21 protein-coding genes are annotated in these 19,225 nt (G+C 44.6%); 17 read left to right on the top strand and 4 right to left on the bottom strand.

All coding sequences use genetic code 11. From position 1 onward, the window contains the following. Positions 1-10: 10 nt before the first annotated feature. The 13 genes from proC (at position 11) to P7M01_RS09920 (ending at position 11,428) form a co-directional block, all read left to right on the top strand. The gene (gene proC, locus P7M01_RS09980; RefSeq protein ID WP_317483158.1) at positions 11-826 is read left to right on the top strand and encodes a pyrroline-5-carboxylate reductase; all 816 of its coding nucleotides are present in this window, start codon (positions 11-13) and stop codon (positions 824-826) included. Next, positions 826-1,962 (top strand): 3-phenylpropionate MFS transporter, encoded by a 1,137-nt coding sequence (locus tag P7M01_RS09975; protein WP_317483189.1) that lies wholly within the window; start codon positions 826-828, stop codon positions 1,960-1,962. The genes proC and P7M01_RS09975 overlap by 1 nt, the downstream gene beginning before the upstream one ends. A 123-nt stretch (positions 1,963-2,085) precedes the next feature. After that, the gene (locus tag P7M01_RS09970) at positions 2,086-3,057 is read left to right on the top strand and encodes a putative phage abortive infection protein (protein ID WP_317483159.1); all 972 of its coding nucleotides are present in this window, start codon (positions 2,086-2,088) and stop codon (positions 3,055-3,057) included. 628 nt (positions 3,058-3,685) lie between these two features. Then, positions 3,686-4,318, top strand: coding sequence for a DUF5655 domain-containing protein (locus tag P7M01_RS09965; protein ID WP_317483160.1), 633 nt, complete (start codon positions 3,686-3,688; stop codon positions 4,316-4,318). Between the two features lie 76 nt (positions 4,319-4,394). Beyond that, entirely contained in the window at positions 4,395-4,991 is a 597-nt protein-coding gene (gene hisH / locus P7M01_RS09960) for an imidazole glycerol phosphate synthase subunit HisH (protein WP_317483161.1), read from the top strand. Further along, a complete protein-coding gene (locus P7M01_RS09955) occupies positions 4,991-5,647 on the top strand; it encodes an MOSC domain-containing protein (protein WP_317481343.1) in 657 nt (218 codons plus the stop codon). The genes hisH and P7M01_RS09955 overlap by 1 nt, the downstream gene beginning before the upstream one ends. 54 nt (positions 5,648-5,701) lie before the next feature. Then, positions 5,702-6,391, top strand: coding sequence for a GNAT family N-acetyltransferase (locus tag P7M01_RS09950; protein ID WP_317481342.1), 690 nt, complete (start codon positions 5,702-5,704; stop codon positions 6,389-6,391). A 17-nt stretch (positions 6,392-6,408) separates the two neighbouring features. Beyond that, a complete protein-coding gene (gene hisA, locus P7M01_RS09945; RefSeq protein WP_317483162.1) occupies positions 6,409-7,158 on the top strand; it encodes a 1-(5-phosphoribosyl)-5-[(5-phosphoribosylamino)methylideneamino]imidazole-4-carboxamide isomerase in 750 nt (249 codons plus the stop codon). Continuing rightward, positions 7,140-7,913 carry an imidazole glycerol phosphate synthase subunit HisF gene (hisF, locus tag P7M01_RS09940; RefSeq protein WP_317483163.1) on the top strand — a complete coding sequence of 258 codons (774 nt, stop codon included), beginning with the start codon at positions 7,140-7,142 and terminating at the stop codon, positions 7,911-7,913. The genes hisA and hisF overlap by 19 nt, the downstream gene beginning before the upstream one ends. 28 nt (positions 7,914-7,941) lie before the next feature. Next, positions 7,942-8,607: a hypothetical protein gene (locus tag P7M01_RS09935; RefSeq protein ID WP_317483164.1), complete on the top strand. Its 666-nt coding sequence runs from the start codon at positions 7,942-7,944 to the stop codon at positions 8,605-8,607. A gap of 8 nt (positions 8,608-8,615) precedes the next feature. Then, positions 8,616-9,257, top strand: coding sequence for a bifunctional phosphoribosyl-AMP cyclohydrolase/phosphoribosyl-ATP diphosphatase HisIE (gene hisIE / locus P7M01_RS09930; protein ID WP_317483165.1), 642 nt, complete (start codon positions 8,616-8,618; stop codon positions 9,255-9,257). A 115-nt stretch (positions 9,258-9,372) separates the two neighbouring features. Next, positions 9,373-9,999 (top strand): uracil phosphoribosyltransferase, encoded by a 627-nt coding sequence (gene upp / locus P7M01_RS09925; protein ID WP_202937118.1) that lies wholly within the window; start codon positions 9,373-9,375, stop codon positions 9,997-9,999. A gap of 196 nt (positions 10,000-10,195) precedes the next feature. Continuing rightward, a complete protein-coding gene (locus P7M01_RS09920) occupies positions 10,196-11,428 on the top strand; it encodes a nucleobase:cation symporter-2 family protein (protein ID WP_317481338.1) in 1,233 nt (410 codons plus the stop codon). A 145-nt stretch (positions 11,429-11,573) separates the two neighbouring features. Here P7M01_RS09920 and P7M01_RS09915 read toward each other — a convergent pair whose 3' ends face one another. Together P7M01_RS09915 and cysS are read right to left on the bottom strand one after the other, a co-directional pair. Beyond that, entirely contained in the window at positions 11,574-12,398 is an 825-nt protein-coding gene (locus tag P7M01_RS09915; RefSeq protein WP_317479103.1) for a class II glutamine amidotransferase, read from the bottom strand. Between the two features lie 181 nt (positions 12,399-12,579). Beyond that, complete coding sequence (cysS, locus tag P7M01_RS09910; RefSeq protein WP_317475745.1) at positions 12,580-13,956, bottom strand: cysteine--tRNA ligase; 1,377 nt, start codon at positions 13,954-13,956, stop codon at positions 12,580-12,582. A gap of 108 nt (positions 13,957-14,064) precedes the next feature. Between cysS and P7M01_RS09905 the strand changes: the two genes are divergently transcribed. The 4 genes from P7M01_RS09905 to P7M01_RS09890 all read left to right on the top strand — a co-directional run bounded on the left by P7M01_RS09905 (position 14,065) and on the right by P7M01_RS09890 (position 17,914). Continuing rightward, positions 14,065-14,574, top strand: coding sequence for a peptidylprolyl isomerase (locus P7M01_RS09905; protein ID WP_202937113.1), 510 nt, complete (start codon positions 14,065-14,067; stop codon positions 14,572-14,574). A 36-nt stretch (positions 14,575-14,610) separates the two neighbouring features. Then, complete coding sequence (xseA, locus tag P7M01_RS09900; RefSeq protein WP_317483190.1) at positions 14,611-15,954, top strand: exodeoxyribonuclease VII large subunit; 1,344 nt, start codon at positions 14,611-14,613, stop codon at positions 15,952-15,954. Continuing rightward, positions 15,954-16,637 carry a trimeric intracellular cation channel family protein gene (locus tag P7M01_RS09895; protein ID WP_317476536.1) on the top strand — a complete coding sequence of 228 codons (684 nt, stop codon included), beginning with the start codon at positions 15,954-15,956 and terminating at the stop codon, positions 16,635-16,637. The genes xseA and P7M01_RS09895 overlap by 1 nt, the downstream gene beginning before the upstream one ends. Before the next feature lie 179 nt (positions 16,638-16,816). Then, positions 16,817-17,914: a metallophosphoesterase gene (locus P7M01_RS09890; RefSeq protein ID WP_317483166.1), complete on the top strand. Its 1,098-nt coding sequence runs from the start codon at positions 16,817-16,819 to the stop codon at positions 17,912-17,914. Between the two features lie 96 nt (positions 17,915-18,010). On the opposite strand, the gene epmA is transcribed toward P7M01_RS09890, so the two are convergent. Then, positions 18,011-18,982, bottom strand: a complete 972-nt coding sequence (gene epmA, locus P7M01_RS09885; RefSeq protein WP_202937109.1) for an elongation factor P--(R)-beta-lysine ligase — start codon at positions 18,980-18,982, stop codon at positions 18,011-18,013. 2 nt (positions 18,983-18,984) lie between these two features. After that, positions 18,985-19,224, bottom strand: coding sequence for a YnbE family lipoprotein (locus P7M01_RS09880; protein ID WP_317483167.1), 240 nt, complete (start codon positions 19,222-19,224; stop codon positions 18,985-18,987). Position 19,225: the final 1 nt, after the last annotated feature.

The raw sequence follows: 19,225 nt of genomic DNA, 5'->3' as shown, positions 1-19,225 counted from the left end.
GGTTGAAACCATGTCACATAAATTCCTCTCTTTTATCGGCGGCGGCAATATGGCGCAAGCTATCGTCTTCGGTTTGTTAAAACAGGGCTACCCTGCCGACAAAATTACCGTTTGCGACCGCAACCAGGCCAAACGCGAGTTGTTCGCGGCTCAAGGCGTGCGGGTTACACAAGATCCACAAACCGCCGCCGAACAGGCGGAAATTGTGGTGCTTGCCGTGAAACCGCAAGGCGCGTCGACACTCGCGCAAACAATAAGTGCGGTCGATTTTTCCGATAAATTTTTGATTTCCATTATGGCGGCAATTTCAGTGAAAAAATTGACCGCACTTTTTCCTACGGTTCGCCATATTGTTCGCGTCATGCCGAATACGCCCGCCTTGGTTTCCGCCGGCATGTCCGGCTTGTTCGCGCCGCCGTCCGTGCCCGACGAATTAAAACGACAGGCCGAATCGCTGCTGAAAGCGGTGGGAAAAATCTGTTGGGTGGAAAACGAATCGGATATGCACAGCGTCACCGCCGCTTCCGGCTCCAGTCCCGCTTATTTTTTCCTGTTTATGGAAGCCATGCAGCAAGCTTTATTAGCGATGGGATTAAACGATCAACAGGCGCGTGAACTGATTCAGCAATCCGCTTTAGGAGCCGCAAAAATGGCGATTGAAAATCCGCAAACGCCGCTTACCGTTTTGCGCGAAAACGTCACGTCCAAGGGCGGCACCACGGCTGCCGCACTGGCGGTGTTCAACGAACGTCAATTCGCGCAAACCGTGCAACTTGCCATGCAGGCCTGCGTTGCCCGTTCACAGGAAATGGAAAAATTATTTTGATGCGACTCTCTCCGTTCAACTGGCTGGCATTGGCTTTTTTCGGCTATTTTTTTGCCTACGGCGTGCTGGTACCTTACCTGCCGGTGTGGGTGAAATCCCACGCTTACGATCCGCAATTTATCGGCATCATTCTGTCTTCTTCCTATTTTTTTCGCTTTATCGGCAGCTTTTTCTTCGGGCGAATGATTAAACACAGCCATCAGCTTTTCACCGCTTTGCGGCTGATCGCCTGGTCTATGGTGGGCATGACTTGCATAATGGCGCTGACGGCACAAAATTTCTGGTGGCTGTCTGTCAGTATCGGCATTTTCAGTATGTTGAACGCCGCCGGCATGCCGTTAACCGACAGCCTCGCCGCCACCTGGCAAAAACAGCTGGAACTGGATTACGGCAAAGCGCGCCTGCTCGGTTCGCTGGCGTTTACTCTCGCCCTGGTTGCGGTGGGGCAGCTTATCCGTTTCACCGGCGAACAAAATATTATCTGGATTTTGACCGTACTTTTCGTGTTCTATTCTTTGCTGTTAATGCTTAATCCGCATCCAAAACCCCACGACGAAGCGGAAAGTGCGGGCGAAAATTCGGTAAATTATTGGACGTTACTAAAAAATGCCGACCACGCCAGAATGTTGCTCGCCGCCTTTCTTATTCAAGGCTCCCACGCCGGTTATTACGTTTACAGCATATTGTATTGGAACGAAAACGGTATTCCCGTCCAACTCACCAGCCTGCTTTGGGGCTGCGCCGTGACGGCGGAAATTCTGCTGTTTTTCTTTTCCAAACGCTTATTCGGTGACTGGTCCGTGCGTCATTTAATGTTGCTGGCAACCCTCGCCGCCGTTATCCGCTGGGGCGTATACGGCAGCACTACATCCATCCTCTGGCTGACATTATTGCAGACGTTCCACGCCCTCACTTTCGCCGTCATGCATATCGCCATGATTCGCTACATCGCCCGCCAACCGCAAAATACGATCGTCAAATTGCAATCGTTATACAGTGGCCTGGCGAACTGTCTGGGCGTCGCCGTGATGACCATGATCTGCGGAAAAATTTATCCGCTCTCGCCGCAAGCCATGTTCATCACCATGTCGGCCCTGGCGGCAATCGCATTTTTTGTGATACCTAGAAAGATTTAAACAATTTCCGAAATTATCTGCTAGAATCCAAAGTCCATACGCAAACGGTTTCGGATAAAGAAAAGTGCGGTGAAATTTTACAAAGTTTTTTGGGGAAAGCGGCTGTTTGTATAGAGGTTATAAATGCTTAAAGAAATTTTTAATTTTATAAAAAATAACAAATGGTATGTTTTATTAGTTTTGGGGTTATTAGGATTATATTTTTATCAATTTCATGGTGGCTTATCATCAGATAGTGAAAAATGGGATCATTTCGGAAGTTATATTGGTGGAATTTTTTCAGCTGTTACTTTATTAAGTGTTTTGCATGGAATGCAATTAGAACGTAAACGTTTTAATGAACAAAAAGAAGAATTTGAGAAAGATAAGAAAGAGCAAGAAGAACGAAGAAGAAAAGAAGATTTTGAGAGAAATTTCTTTATTCTTTTAGAACAAAAGAACATAAAACAAAAAAATCTTAAAAAAGATATTGAGAAAATAATTGAAGTAATTTGCTCTAATAACACTTACTATTTGTTTATGGCAAATAGAAATGACTATGATTTTTCTGAGAAATTCAAAGAAAATAGAGAATTGTATACTAAATTCTTACCATATTATTTATGTTTAATTTCAATCATCAAATATCTTTATGATAATAGAGAATATGATGAGCAAAACAGTTATTTGAATTTACTAAAATCTGTATTGGATAGCAATGATATGATTTTATTAGCATGTTTATCTTTGGGTAGAAACGAAAAAGAATATATCTCAGACCTTTCTCTATTTCAAAATTTAGATCTAAAATTTTTAGAAATTTTACTTCTAGAAAATGTCTTAAATGAAGAAGATATGTTAATAATAAATAAAGAAAAAATCTCTATTAATTTTAGCAAAAATCCATTTGTTAAGGAATTATTTGATACGATGCATAATAATAGAGAAATAGATATATCTTTATTGGAAGATGAAGATGTATATAACATCGCAGATCATTTATTAATAAAAATATTGCGTGGGTTTGACGATAGAGCATTCTCTCAAAATATCAATTATAATAAATTATATGTAAGATATAATAAATTTATTAAGAGAAATACTTTCTCTCAATAACTAATAGACAAACTTTATGAAATATAATTAAAACAAGATCAACTTTTGGATGTTTTATAGGAAAAAACATAATATGTTTGCTATTATCTAATACAAACTACAAAAATTCATTATTTATTCGCTGTAAATTTTTGTATTTAATCAACAGGAGTAAAAGTGCTAATAACAAACCTTATAGCCACCGACATCAAACAAATTATTCTTCAATCCCACGAAACCGCAATTCGAGCGGTGGATTTCCAATAGGTGCTAATGTATTGGCATATCGGCAAGCGGATTTTTGAAGAAGAACAGCAAGAGCAAGATCGGTTCATTTTGCAAAAAGAGAATATTAAAGTTGAATAATTATAATGGAATTATAACTTATGCGTATCTTTAAAAATATAAATGGTAAATTATCTCTCTTACATGATAAACCTTTTGAAAAAGAAAGGTACTTACAAAATTTATTTGAAAAAACTTATCTAAAATTACAGACTATCACTTTATCTCAAGTGAATTCACTATAAAAAATAGTAGAATTGATACATTAGCATTTGATCCGGAAAATAACTCTTTTGTTATTATTGAATATAAACGCAGTCAAAATATCAGTGTCATAGATCAAGGTATTTCTTACCTTAATTTAATGTTGGAGTACAAAGCTGATTTCATTATTGAGTATAATGAAAAGAAAAATAAGAATTTAAAACGAAGTGATGTAGATTGGTCTCAATCTAAAGTTATTTTTATTTCATCATCATTTACCGATTTTCAAATTCAAGCTTCTAACTTTAAAGACTTGCCGATTGAGTTATGGACAGTAAAACAATTTGAAGATGGTATTATCTATGTAAGTTCTATAAAAAAATCCAAAGCCTCTCCAAGCATTAACTCTATAAAAAATAAGGGGGAAATTAATACGCTAAAAGAATTAAAAGTGTATAGTGAAGAAGATCACTTAAAAGATAAATCCGAAGATATTCAGGATCTATATATGACTTTTAAAAATGCTATTCTAAATTTAAATAATGATATCAATATTGAACCTAAAAAGCTGTATATGGTATTTAAAACAGAAAGAAATATTGCTGCAATACACTTACAGAAAAAAGCGCTTAAACTTTGGATTAATCTTGTTTCGGGGAAACTTGACGATCCTAAAAATTTAGCTCGGGATGTTTCTCAAACAGGTCATTGGGGAACGGGTGATTATGAATTACTCATTGAAGATAGTAAAAATTTAGAATATATAATGAGCTTAGTTAAACAGGCTCTATAAAGCGATGTTTAAGCTAATTTACCTCAAAAATTATTAAAAGTGCGGTCAATTTTTTGAACGTTTTATAGGAAATATTATGACACAACATCTCACCATCATCGGCACAGGCTGTGCAAACCTGTCTTCTGTAAAATTTGCATTCGACCGTTTGGGGATTCAAGCGGAAATTAGCCGTGATTTGGCAAAAATCAAATCGGCGGATAAATTGTTGTTACCAGGCGTGGGGACGGCGATTGCGGCGATGAAAAATCTGCAGGATCGTCAGCTGATTGAAACTATCCAAAACGCTACTCAACCGATGCTTGGGATCTGTTTGGGGATGCAGCTGATGACGGAATTTTCCACCGAGGGCAATGTGGAAACTTTGCGCCTGATGAGCGGTAAAACGGAGTTAATTCCGAATACAGGCTTGCCGTTGCCGCATATGGGCTGGAACCGTGTGCGTTATGCGGCGGATCATCCGTTGTTTGCTGGTATTGAGCAAGACAGCCATTTCTATTTTGTGCATAGTTATGCGGTGTTGCCGAATGAAAACACTATCGCGACCAGCAACTATGGCGTGGATTTTTCGGCGGCGATTGCGAGCAAAAACTTTTATGGCGTGCAGTTCCACCCTGAGCGTTCGGGCAAAAACGGAGCGCAGTTGTTGAAAAATTTTGTGGAGAATATTTAATGGCGGAAGTGTTAGCTTTAAAAATCGGTTTGGTAAAAAACGTGACTTTTGCGGACGGTACGACCTTAGAAAGCGCCATTCGCAAGCAACCAGTGGACAAAATCACCGTTCACGAATTAGGGGCAGAAGGCAATGATGTAGGTTTGAAAGCCCATCACGGCGGTGTGGATAAAGCATTATTTTTTATGGCGGAAAAAACCTTTGAAAAATTGACCGCACTTATCGGTAAAGATTTCGATTGGAAGAACACGGCGATTTACGGCGAGAATTTTATCGTTTCCGAATTGGACGAAACCAATGTTTGTGTGGGCGACCGTTATCAAATCGGCGATGTAATTTTAGAAGTGTCGCAACCGCGTAAACCTTGTGAGCGGTTGTCGCTCAATTCTGAGTGTGAGGAGACGCAAAAAATCGTGCGAGAGCAAGGTTTAACGGGTTGGTATGTGCGTGTGGTTCAAACCGGTGTTTGCAAAAAAGGCGACAAAATCCACCGCTTGCAACGCCCATATCCAGATTTAAACATTATGCATCTAAACCAACTTGCCGCACAAAAGCCAACCGAGGTAATGCGTGCGGAGCTAGAAAAAGCGTTGGCTTGCGAAGTGTTGGCAGAGGCGTTTAAGCGGACGTTGAGAAATCAGTTGGGGCGGATTTAGTTAACTTAAAGCGGTTAAATATTCTTGGAATATTGCAATGTTAGGTGTTAAGAAATGAGATATAACGAATTTAATCAACCGATTGGCGAAGCCTTGCCCGATTTTTCTGTAGGGAAAAGACCTGATGTAAACGTATTGGAAGGGCATTTTTGTCGCTTGGAAAAACTGTCTTTTGCAAAACATCACAATGATTTATTTGCAGTTTACTCTTCACCTTTGGAAAATTGGACATATTTGCCCTTGGCTCCCTTCATACAAAAATCTGATTTTGATCAGTTTTTACAGTTGTTAGAGCATAGCCAAGATCCTTATTATTTGGCGATTATTGATAAACAAACGCAACAAGCGGTAGGTACTTTTGCATTAATGCGAATTGACCCGAATAACCGCGTAATTGAAGTGGGCTGGGTAATTTACTCTCCCCAATTACAAAAAACAAGAATTGCCACCGAAGCTCAATTTTTATTGGCTCAGTATGTCTTTGAAGATTTGAAATATCGTCGTTATGAATGGAAATGCGATAGTTTGAATGCACCGTCACGAAAGGCTGCATTACGATTAGGCTTTACCTATGAAGGTACATTCCGCCAGGCACAGGTTTACAAAGGGAGAACTCGCGATACAGCTTGGTTTTCAATGTTAGATAGTGAATGGCTCTCGCAGAAAAAACGATTTCAGAATTGGCTATCAGATAGTAATTTTGATGAGCATGGGATACAGAAAACCTCGCTCTCAGTATTTTAATCAGGAACAAACACAACATGAAAAAATCTATTATTATCCCTGCCCTTGATTTGATTGATGGGCAGGTGGTGCGGTTGCACCAAGGCGATTATGCCAAACAGACGACTTATAGCGACAACCCGATTGAGCAATTTGCGAGCTACCTTGCACAAGGGGCGGAGCAGTTGCATTTGGTGGATTTGACGGGGGCGAAAGATCCTGCCAAAAGACAGACCGCACTTATCGGTGAGATTATTGCGGCGACCAAATGTAAAATCCAAGTGGGCGGCGGTATTCGCACCGAGCAAGATGTGACGGATTTATTGGCGGTGGGAGCGAACCGTGTGGTGATTGGCTCCACAGCGGTCAAAGAACGTGAGATAGTTAAGGGCTGGTTTAACAAATACGGCGCAGAAAAATTCGTGTTAGCGTTGGACGTGAACATTGATGCAAGCGGTCAAAAAATTATTGCGATTAGCGGTTGGCAAGAAGCAAGCGGTGTGTCGTTGGAAGAATTGATTGACGATTTTCAATCAGTTGGTTTGCAGCACGTTTTATGCACCGATATTTCCCGTGATGGCACATTGGCAGGGTCAAACGTGGATTTATATAAAGAAATTTGTGCCAAATACCCTGATGTGAATTTTCAATCATCGGGCGGTATTGGTTCGCTTGCGGATATTCAAGCGTTAAAAGGTACAGGCGTGGCTGGCGTGATCGTGGGACGTGCGCTGTTGGAAGGTAAATTTAATGTAGCGGAGGCTATCGAATGTTGGCAAAACGGATAATCCCTTGTTTAGATGTGCGTGACGGGCAAGTAGTCAAAGGCGTACAATTCCGCAATCACGAAATTATCGGCGACATCGTACCGCTTGCCAAACGCTATGCGGAAGAAGGCGCGGACGAATTGGTGTTCTACGATATTACCGCTTCATCAGACGGCAGAACCGTTGATAAAAGCTGGGTGCAGCGCGTGGCGGAAGTAATCGATATTCCGTTTTGCGTAGCAGGCGGCATTAAAACCATTGACGACGCCGAGCAAATTTTTGCCTTCGGCGCCGATAAAATTTCCATAAATTCGCCCGCACTTGCGGATCCTGAACTGATTTCCCGCCTTGCGGATCGCTTTGGCGTACAAGCCATTGTGGTGGGGATTGATAGTTGGTTTGAGAAAGAAACAGGCAAGTATTGGGTGAATCAATATACGGGCGATGAAAAACGCACTCGCCAAACCAACTGGCAGCTACTTGATTGGGTGCAAGAAGTGCAAAAACGTGGCGCTGGAGAAATCGTACTGAATATGATGAACCAAGACGGCGTACGCAACGGCTATGATTTAACCCAACTCAAACTCGTGCGTGAAGTCTGCCACGTGCCGCTGATCGCCTCAGGCGGCGCCGGCGGAATGGTGCATTTCCGCGATGCGTTTGTGGAAGCGAATGTGGACGGCGCGCTGGCGGCGAGTGTGTTTCATAAACAGATTATCAATATTGGGGAATTGAAAGAATATCTAGGGAAAGAAGGTGTTGAGGTTCGCAGGTAATAGCCTTAATTAGTAAGAGGAGCGATCAGTGGAAAATTTCAATTATAAAGAAGAATTCGAGTATTTGAATTCTATAAATACTCGAAAAGGAATAAACCCTAAATATTATTCAGGTTTAAATTGGAATATTTGTGTAAAAAAACTTATTTTACAAGAATTAAATTTATTTAGGACTTCTCTTTCGGGTTTGACATGTTTGTATATTTCAGATTTGAAAGATGATATTGAAAAAAGAAAAATACCCGATGAAGAAACTTATTATGGAGATACGGTTTCAATTAGATTTGGAAGTACAGCTCTTCCACTTAAACCTCTGGGAAAACAAAAAGTTTTGATAGAAAAAGGAACTAATTTAGTTTTTTCTTATTCTATGAATGGTTCTGTTGTGGCTATTATTTATCCTTCAGAAAGTGAAATATCTACTCCAGAAAGAAAATTTTATGTTGTTGGTGCTTGGGAAAATTCATTAGATTTAACAACTGATGAAATAAGAAAAATATTATCATTATTCTTAAATGTTCAGTTATCAGGTAGTGTTCTTTTATATTCTCGCAGAATAGCGTTTACTTTTGCTAAATTAGAGTCAAGGCATCTATCTATTACAGAAGGGCGAAATAAAATTTTTACTTATATAAAATATATAACAAGCTTCTTTAAGTATTTAAGAAAAATTTACGGATTACTTCCTCAGTAAGGATAAATATGCAAAACAAAATCAACTGGCAAAAAGTCGATAACCTCCTTCCAGTTATCGTCCAAAACGCCCAAACCTGCGAAGTGCTGATGCTTGGTTATATGAACCAAGAAGCATTAAACAAAACATTAGCCGAGAAAAAAGTGACGTTTTTCTCTCGCACCAAACAACGTTTATGGACAAAAGGAGAAACCTCGGGCAACTTCTTAAACGTGGTGGATGTGAGCCTGGATTGCGATAACGACACCTTATTGATTTTAGCCAATCCAATCGGCCCGACTTGCCACACGGGCGCAGAAAGCTGTTTCCATCAGTTTGAAACTCAATCCGAAGGCGATTGGACGTGGTTTGCCAAATTGGAGCGCGAACTTGCCGAACGTAAAAACGCGGATCCCGAAACGTCTTACACGGCGAAACTTTATCAAAAAGGCACCAAGAAAATCGCGCAAAAAGTGGGCGAAGAAGCGGTGGAAACCGTTTTGGCGGCAATGGCGAAAGATCGCGCGGAAACCGTTTCCGAAGCGGCGGATCTGGTGTATCACTTAACCGTGTTGCTACAACATGAAGAACTGAGCTGGCAAGATGTGATCGCCAAATTGAAAGAACGCCACCAAGGCATCGGCTTGCATCCCGAAGGTTCTAATAAATAACAAAAGTGCGGTCAAATTTAGCCGCGTTTTTTGTGGGAATTGTGACGCACTTCATTGAAGTGACTCGTCAATTCCTTTACAATCAACCGATTTTTGCAGAAAGAAGGAAGATCCCATGAAATTAGTCGAAGTGAAACATCCTCTGGTTAAACATAAATTAGGTTTAATGCGCGCAGCGGACATCAGTACCAAAAATTTCCGCGAGCTGGCGACGGAAGTGGGCAGTTTATTAACCTACGAAGCCACCTCGGATCTGGAAACGGAAAAAGTGATTATCGACGGCTGGTGCGGCGATGTGGAAATTGATCGTATTAAAGGAAAAAAAGTAACCGTGGTGCCGATTTTACGCGCGGGTCTGGGTATGATGGACGGCGTGCTGGAACATATTCCGAGCGCGCGAATCAGCGTAGTGGGAATGTACCGTAACGAAGAAACCCTTGAACCGGTGCCTTACTTCCAAAAACTGGCAAGCGATTTGGAAGAACGTTTAGCCATTGTGGTTGACCCGATGCTGGCCACAGGCGGTTCCATGATTGCTACCATCGATCTGTTAAAACAAAAAGGTTGCCAACAAATCAAAGTGTTAGTCTTAGTGGCGGCGCCGGAAGGCATTAAAGCGTTGGAAGCGGCGCATCCGGACATTGAGCTTTACACCGCGTCAATCGACAGCCATTTAAACGAACATGGCTATATCGTGCCGGGTTTGGGCGACGCGGGCGATAAAATTTTCGGTACAAAATAACCGTTTTTTTATGCGTAATCGCCAATGCGATTACTTATGGCTTCGCCACCGTTGGCAAAGCCAACGTTCAAAAAGCGTTGCTTTTTGTGACCGCACTTTCGGATCGTCTTCGGGTGAACCGTAAAAGTGCGGTCGATTTTTGTAACATTTTTGACGAACAGAAACCTTCGTTCGCGTTCGTCTATGCGAGAACCTAATGACAACTCAAATTGAAGAGAAACAAAGCGCCGCCAAGCAAGTGTTTGTCGGCTTACAAATGCTTTTCGTGGCGTTCGGCGCCTTGGTGCTGGTGCCGCTCATTACGGGGCTGGACGCCAATACGGCGTTGCTCACCGCCGGCGTCGGCACGCTGCTGTTCCAATTATGCACCGGCAAACAAGTGCCGATTTTTCTGGCCTCTTCCTTCGCATTTATCGCCCCGATTCAATACGGCGTGCAAACCTGGGGTATTTCCGTCACCATGGGCGGTTTAGCCTGTACCGGATTGGTTTATCTGGCATTAAGTACGCTGGTGAAACTGCGCGGCGTAGCGGCGCTGGAACGCATTTTCCCGCCGGTTGTGGTCGGCCCGGTGATCATCATTATCGGCATGGGTTTAGCGCCCGTTGCAGTGGATATGGCAGTGGGCAAAGGCAGCGCCTACGCTTATAACGACGCCGTTCTGGTCTCTCTCGTCACATTATTGACCACCCTGTTGGTGGCGGTGTTCGGTAAAGGCATGATGAAACTGATCCCGATTATGTTCGGCATCGCGGTAGGCTACGTTTTATGCTTATTCCTCGGCTTAATCGATTTCCAGAAAGTCATCGACGCGCCTTGGTTCAGTTTGCCTAACATTACCGCCCCGGAATTCAAGCTTGAAGCCATTTTATATTTACTGCCCATCGCCATTGCGCCGGCGGTGGAACATGTGGGCGGCATTATGGCGATTAGCTCCGTCACCGGTAAAGATTTCCTGAAAAAACCGGGGCTGCACCGCACCTTACTGGGTGACGGGCTGGCAACGACGGCAGCATCAATGCTGGGCGGTCCGCCCAATACGACCTACGCGGAAGTGACCGGCGCCGTCATGCTAACCCGTAATTTTAATCCGAATATCATGACTTGGGCGGCAATCTGGGCAATCGCCATTTCTTTCTGCGGAAAAGTGGGCGCCTTCCTCGCCTCCATTCCGACCATCGTGATGGGCGGCATTATGATGCTGGTATTCGGCTCTATCGCCGTGGTGGGCATGAGCACGCTGATCCGCGGTAAAGTCGACGTAACGGAAGCGCGTAATCTCTGCATTATTTCCGTGGTGATGACCTTCGGTATCGGCGGCATGTTTGTAGACGTGGGCGGCATGTCCATCAAAGGCATTAGCCTTTGTGCGATTGTAGCGATTATTCTGAATTTAATTCTGCCGAAAGCGGAAAACAAAATCGATTAAAGTGCGGTCACAAAAAGCAACGCTTTTTGAACGCTCCGTCATGAGTGGGAAAATTACAAAATTCCAATAATCGCATTATTTTCAGGGCGTATAATTGCGCCCTTTTTTACGGCAAAATAAAGGGCGAACCGTTCGCCCGATAAAATCAACACGTTGCCGTGCCCAGCGTACCGTCGTCCTCAAGTTGTTTTTTCACGCCGATAATTTCACGGATTTTTTCACCGTCTTTGAAAAACACAAAACCGCCGTGTTCCATTTTGGTCCAGTTTTCGTTTTTAGTCAGCGGAAAAGTGGTAATAATGGTGACCTTATCTTTTTCCGTGGTGTAATTGCGGAAATCAATCACACCGTCATCATCAATACGCTGCACTTCGCAGAACGGCGCGCGCCGCGTGATGTAATGGAGATTGGTGGAACAATGCGCGATCATCCATTCGCCATTGGAAAGAATAAAATTGAAGGTGCCGTATTTTCCCAATTCCTGCGTCATTTCCTGAATAATTGCGAAAATTTCATCTTCCGACGGTTTATGGCAATAACGTTTTTTCAATTGATCCGCAATATAACAGAATGCCGCTTCGGAATCGGTGGAGCCGATAGGACGGCAATAACAACCCGATAAATCAGGCAACGCTATCAGATTGCCGTTATGAGCGAATACCCAGTTTTCTCCCCAAATTTCGCGGATAAACGGATGAGTGTTAACAATGCTGACTTCGCCCTGCGTGGCTTTTCGGATATGGGCGATCACATTCAGCGATTTAATGTTGTACTGCTTAACGCAATCGGCAATGGGTGAAACGGCGGCGGGTTTCTCGTCACGAAAAATACGTACGCCTTTGCCTTCAAAAAAGGCGATGCCGAAACCGTCGGAATGGGTGTCGGTCAGCCCCGCGCGGCGGCGAAAACCTTCAAAAGAGAACACAATATCAGTGGGAACGTTACAGTTCATACCGAGTAATTGGCACATAAAAATCCCTTAAAAATAAAACCTGTTATCCGGTGATGATTTAACAACATAAACCGCTGAATTTCAATCTAAACAACCCGAGTTTTTAGAACAAAAAGTTACATAAAATAACGGGACGAAAAAAGTGCGGTCAAAAATCGCAACGTTTTTTGACCGCACTTCACGTGCAAACCGACAAAATTTACAGCTTACGCCAGGTTGTGCCGTTTGCACCATCTTCCAGCACCACGCCCATCTCTTTCAAAGCGTCCCGCGCGGCATCGGCGGCCGCCCAGTTTTTCTCGGCGCGCGCGTCGTTGCGCCGTTTGATTAACGCTTCGATTTTACTTACTTCGTCAGTCGCCGCATCGCCTTGTAAAAAGGTTTCCGGATCCTGTTCCAATAAGCCTAACACGGCTGCAAGCTGTTTTAAGCGGCTGGCAAGTCGATTCGCTTTAGCTTGATCTTCGGTTTTTAACTTGTTGATTTCGCGCGCCAATTCAAACAATACGGCTAACGCACCCGGGGTGTTGAAATCGTCATCCATGGCATTTTTGAAATCAATTACATATTGATCTTCCGCCGGAATATCCACCGTTTCACAACCGCGCAGTGCGGTATATAAACGTTCCAGCGCCTTGCGCGCCAGGCCGATATTTTCCTCGCTGTAATCCAGCAAACTGCGGTATTGCGCGGTTAAAAAGAAATAACGCACGCTTTCGGCGTCATATTTCGTCAAAATATCGCGAATGGTGAAGAAATTATTGAGGGATTTGGACATTTTTTCTTCATTAATCGTCAGCATGCCCGTATGCAGCCAGTAATTCACGTATTCGCCGTCATGCGCGCAACAGGATTGAGCGATTTCGTTTTCGTGGTGCGGAAACATTAAATCCGAGCCGCCGCCGTGAATATCAAAATGGTTGCCAAGCTCTTTGCTGTTCATCGCCGAACATTCGATATGCCAGCCCGGACGGCCTTTCCCCCAAGGCGAATCCCAGCTCGGTTCGTTCGGCTTCGACATTTTCCACAACACGAAATCCATCGGATTTTTCTTCACGGATTTAATTTCCACCCGCGCGCCGGCTTGTAATTGTTCTAAATTCTGACGGGAAAGCGCGCCGTATTGTCGAAAGGATTGCACATCGAACATCACATCGCCGTCCGCCGCCACATAAGCGTGCCCGCGCCGAAGCAACGCTTCCACCATGGCGATGATGTCGGGAATATGTTTGGTGGCGCGCGGCTCGACGTCCGGTCGCAAAATATTTAGCGCATCAAAATCTTTATGCATTTCCGCAATCATGCGTTCAACCAGCTGATCGCAGGTTTCATTGTTTTCCAACGCGCGTTTAATGATTTTGTCGTCCACATCGGTAATGTTGCGCACATAACGCAGGTTATACCCCAGAAAACGGAGATAACGGGTAATCACGTCAAAGGATACAAAGGTTCGTCCGTGCCCGAAATGGCACAAATCGTAAACGGTGACGCCGCATACGTACATACCGACCCGATTCGGGTTAATCGGTTTAAATTCTTCTTTTTCGCGTGTGAGAGTGTTGAAAATTTTTAGCATAAAATATCCGTTAAAATTCAGTGAAATCCGACCGCACTTTATAGCACTAATCCGCAAATTATGAAATAATGCCAGCCTTCCCATAGTAAATTTATAAGGAATTTTTTAATGATTACATTACATACCAATTTCGGCGATATCAAAATTCAATTAAATTTCGACAAAGCGCCGATTACGGCAAAAAACTTCGAAGATTACTGCAAATCGGGCTTCTATAATAACACAATTTTCCACCGCGTTATTGACGGATTTATGATTCAGGGCGGCGGAATGGAAAGCGGCATGCGCGAAAAAGCCACTAATGCGCCGATCCAAAACGAAGCCAATAACCGCTTAAGCAATAAACGCGGAACCGTCGCCATGGCGCGCACTTCCGATCCTCATTCGGCCACCGCGCAATTCTTTATTAATGTGGCGGACAATACTTTCCTGGATTATCGCGCAAAAGAAATGTTCGGACGCGAAGTGGTGCAGGAATGGGGCTATGCCGTATTCGGCGAAGTGGTTGAAGGCATGGACGTGGTGGACAAAATCAAAGCCGTGAAAACGGGTAACGCCGGTTTCCACCAGGACGTTCCGAAAGAAGACGTGGTAATCACATCCGTTAGCGTCGAATAATACGGCACTTCGCCGTGCTTTTTTCTCTCGGATATGATGAACAACGCCAATATTTATTCCGTTTCCCAGCTCAACCATGCGGCCAAAATGCTGCTGGAGGGACAGCTCGGTTTGGTCTGGCTGACAGGCGAAATTTCCAACTTCAGTCAGCCGGTGTCCGGCCATTGGTACCTCACGCTGAAAGATGAAAATTCGCAGGTGCGCGCCGCCATGTTCCGCATGAAAAATATGCGCGTCGGTTTTCGTCCGCAAAACGGCATGCAGGTGTTGGTGCGGGCGGCGGTCAGTCTGTATGAACCGCGCGGCGATTACCAGCTGATTATCGAATCCATGCATCCGGCGGGCGAAGGATTGTTACAGCAACAATTCGAACAGCTCAAAATGAAACTGGCGGCGGAAGGCTTATTTGCGCAAAATCTGAAGAAAAATCTACCGCACTTTTGCAAAACCGTCGGTGTGATCACCTCGCCCACCGGCGCCGCCTTGCAGGATATTCTGCATATTTTAAAACGTCGCGATCCCAATCTGAAGGTGGTGATTTACCCCACTGCCGTCCAAGGTAAAGAGGCCGCCGGTGAAATTGTGGAAATGATCAATCTGGCGAATATCCGTCGCGAAACGGATGTGCTGATTGTGGGACGCGGCGGCGGTTCGTTGGAAGATTTATGGTGTTTCAACGAAGAAGCGGTGGCGCGTGCGATTTTTCATTCCGCGTTGCCCGTCATCAGCGCGGTGGGGCATGAGACCGATGTGACTATTGCGGATTTTGTCGCCGACGTTCGGGCGCCGACGCCTTCCGCCGCGGCGGAATTAGTCAGTCGCAATCAGGACGAACTGCTGCAACAATTAAACTATAAGCGGCAACGGCTGGATATGGCGTTAGATCGGATCATCAGCCTGCAACATCAGCGCTTACAACGTTTAATTTTACGGCTGCAGAACCGGCATCCGCAAAACCGATTGCATATGCAGTCGCAGCATACGGCGCAATTAGCGCGGCGTTTAACCACGGCAATGGCGCGGTTGATGGAAAAAAATCGCGAAAAATTGACCGCACTTTCCGTGCGTTTGCATCAAAATCCGTTGCCCTATCAATTGCAAAAACAGCGCCAATACATGGAACAGCTGCATGCGCGCCTGAATTTTGCCGTTAAAAATAATCTGTCCGAGCGACAGCATAAACTGGCAAATCTATGCGGAAAACTGGACGGATTAAGCCCGCTGAAAGTGCTCGCCCGCGGTTACTCTATTGCGCAAAACCGACAGGGTGTCGCCGTGACGTCCGTTTCCCAAGTTCGCCTTGACGAACCGTTGCAAACGCAAGTTGCCGACGGTTTCATCGAAAGCCGGATAACCAAGATCAAAGAGAAACCCCGTTAATGATGTTAGACGTGCTATTTTTTATCGGTTTGATTGTCGAAGCCATGACCGGCGCTTTATCCGCCGGGCGTGAGAAAATGGATATTTTCGGCGTAGTGGTGATTGCCTTCATGCCGGCCTTGGGCGGCGGCGCCATGCGCGATATCGTGCTGGGCCACTACCCGCTTTTCTTCATTGCCAATCCCGAATATGTTCTCATCGTAGTGATCACCGCCTTTGCCACGGTGTTAATCGCGCCTTTAATCAGCCATTTCAACCGTTCCTTCCGCACCATTTTTTTAGTATTGGACGGCTTGGGATTGATCCTGTTCTCCATTTTAGGCACCCAAGTGGCGCTTGATATGGGATACGGTTTAACCGTCGCCAGCATTTCCGCTATTTTAACCGGCGCATTCGGCGGCGTATTGCGCGACATTCTCTGCAACCGAATTCCACTGATTTTCCAGAAAGAACTTTATGCGGTGATCGCCTTTCTCACCGCCTGTCTGTATATCGGTTTACAGCACCTCAATGTGCCGTTAAATCTGAATATTTTAATCACCTTAACCGGCGGTTTTATTTTCCGCCTGCTTGCCATTTATTTCAGTTGGGGTTTTCCGGTTTTCGAATATCAGGAACAGGAAATGGCACCGAAAGACATGCTGCCTAAACTGACTAACCGTCGGAAATATAAGGACAAATAAACCTTAACGCCGGTAAAGTGCGGTCATAAAAATCAAAGTTTTGTGAACGTAAACTTTTTACCTGTTGTCGAAAATCATGAACAATTCGTTCAATCGTAAAAACATACCGTCTTTATCCCGGGAAAGACGGTATTGTTATTTCGATCGGTTTAACTTTAAAGTATGAGTTAGGATTTATTTTGGAAACACGTTATTACATTATTTTTGCCGTCATTATTTTGACATTACAGGTTTTTCTGGTTCTTTTTCATTACACTTTACGTTGGCTGTTGCAGGATAAATTCAGCCCCAAAACTCTGTTCAGGATTTCGCTCTGTCTCGGAATCGCCACCAATGCGTTTATTCTGTCCAATATTTTCTTCCGGCTGTATCATAATTTCCGCCTCAACGCTTTAATTCTGGTGATTTTATATTTCATCGCGCTCACCGGCTTCATGGCGTTTGTGCTGTTTCATATCGGTAAAATTTGGTTCAGGCGGGACAAACTCAATCATGTGCTGCGCATACTTTATTTTCCGGCATTAATCGGTTTGTTCGGGCTAAGTCTGTATAACGCCTACACGCCGGTTGTGCATCATTATCAAATTCAGCTGGATAAACCGATGCAACCTTTGCGGATCGGTGTCGCCAGCGATTTTCATCTCGGCAAATACTTCGGCGGAAAACAAATGGACGAACTGGCGGACATTTTCCGACGGGAAAAAGTGGATCTGATTTTACTGCCCGGCGATATTATGGATGACAATGTCGATGCGTATCTGGCGGAAAAAATGCAATCTCATTTAGCTAAATTACAGGCGCCGCTGGGCGTTTACGCCACGCTGGGCAATCACGATTTTTTCGGTGACGAAAGACGCATTGAAAATGAGGTCCGTAAAACCGGGATTCATTTGTTAATGGACGAAGCGGTGCAGGTAGACGGGAAATTCACCATTATCGGGCGCAATGACGATTTGGTGCCGAATCGTCCGAGTGCAAAAACGTTACTACGCGGCGTCGACACCCGTTTACCGGTGTTTCTGATGGATCACCGCCCGACGGATATATGGGAACACAGCCGCTTACCCATTGACATTCAGGTATCGGGCCACACTCACAAAGGGCAGATTTTTCCGGCGAATCTGTTAACCTACATGATGTATTCGCTGAATTACGGCTTTAAGCAAATTAACGGCGTGAATTTTTTCGTCACGTCGGGCTATGGATTCTGGGGCGTGCCGATGCGGCTGGCGTCTCAGTCCGAAGTGTTTATTTTGGACGTGCGGGGAACAAATTGATTTCCATTCCTTAACCTCTTCCGAAAACAAAAGTGCGGTAAAAAAAACCTTTAATTTTTTGACCGCACTTTTGCGATTGATTCGTTGACGCCGGAATTAAGCGTTATTAATGCCGAATGCCATCACTTCTTCGATTCGTTTTTTGTCCAGCGCGATCATCATCAAACGATCCACGCCCAGCGCCACGCCCGAGGTATTCGGCACGCCCGCCTGTAAGGCGCCGAGCAAACGGCGATCTATCTCCCGCTGCGGTAAGCCTAATTTCGCCCGCTGCGCGTTATCCTGTTCAAAACGGCGTAATTGCTCGCGATGATCCGTCAATTCGTGAAAACCGTTCGCCAGTTCCAACCCTTTGTAATAAAACTCAAAACGTTCCGCCACGCGGTGATCTTCCGAACTGATTTGCGCTAATGCCGCTTGAGTCGCCGGAAAGTGATATACGGCGACCGGACGTTCCCGGCCGATTTTAGGTTCCACCACGGTGCTGAACAAAAATTGCAACAACGTATCACGATCTTCGTCCAAATCGCACATAAAATTATATTTACGCGCTAATTCAACCAGAATAGGGCGTTCCACCGAAAGCGGATCCACGCCGACAAATTCCTGAAAGGCGAATTGATAACTCATGATTTCCGCCGGTTCGCAATCCAGAATCTGCTGCAATAAATCATCCACTTCATTAATCAGACGATACATGTCGAAATGCGGGCGATACCATTCCAGCATAGTAAATTCGGGATTGTGGCGGCTGCCCGCTTCTTCGTTACGAAAAACGTGACAAAGCTGAAAAATCGCGCCCGTTCCGGCGGCAAGCAGACGTTTCATATGATATTCCGGACTGGTATTCAACCACAGAGTTTTAGACTGTCCCGCCTGCGGCGCAATAAATTCCGTACTGAAAGTGGAAAGATGCACATCCGTTACGCCAAATTCGCTTAATACGGGCGTTTCCACTTCCAGCACGCCGCGATCGGTAAAAAACTGGCGAATACTGCGCATAATTTTCGCCCGCGCAAATAAGGTTTCCACGCCGGCCGTCGGCTGCCATTGTTCCTGTTCAAACATATTTAATCCTGTTGTTTTGCTTCCGTTTCTGCGATCGTATCTTGCGTTTTTTCATCCATTTTTACGCTGATATTGTGATCCACCACCACGTTCATGTTAATGGTAATGCCTTCTTTAGGCGTTTCTAACTGCACCGTCGGCGTGCAGCCGGTTAACCACGTCACGCCGAACAACAAAGCGGAAACCCCAAAAGCGATGCGCCGTGAGAAAAAGTGCGGTCGAAATTTCGATAATTTTTTCATA

It is taken from the genome of Exercitatus varius (genome assembly GCF_029577735.1).
In the GTDB taxonomy this organism is placed as follows: domain Bacteria; phylum Pseudomonadota; class Gammaproteobacteria; order Enterobacterales; family Pasteurellaceae; genus Exercitatus; species Exercitatus varius.
Note: the sequence above shows the minus strand (reverse complement) of the source record. Positions and strands in the feature narration are given on the sequence as shown.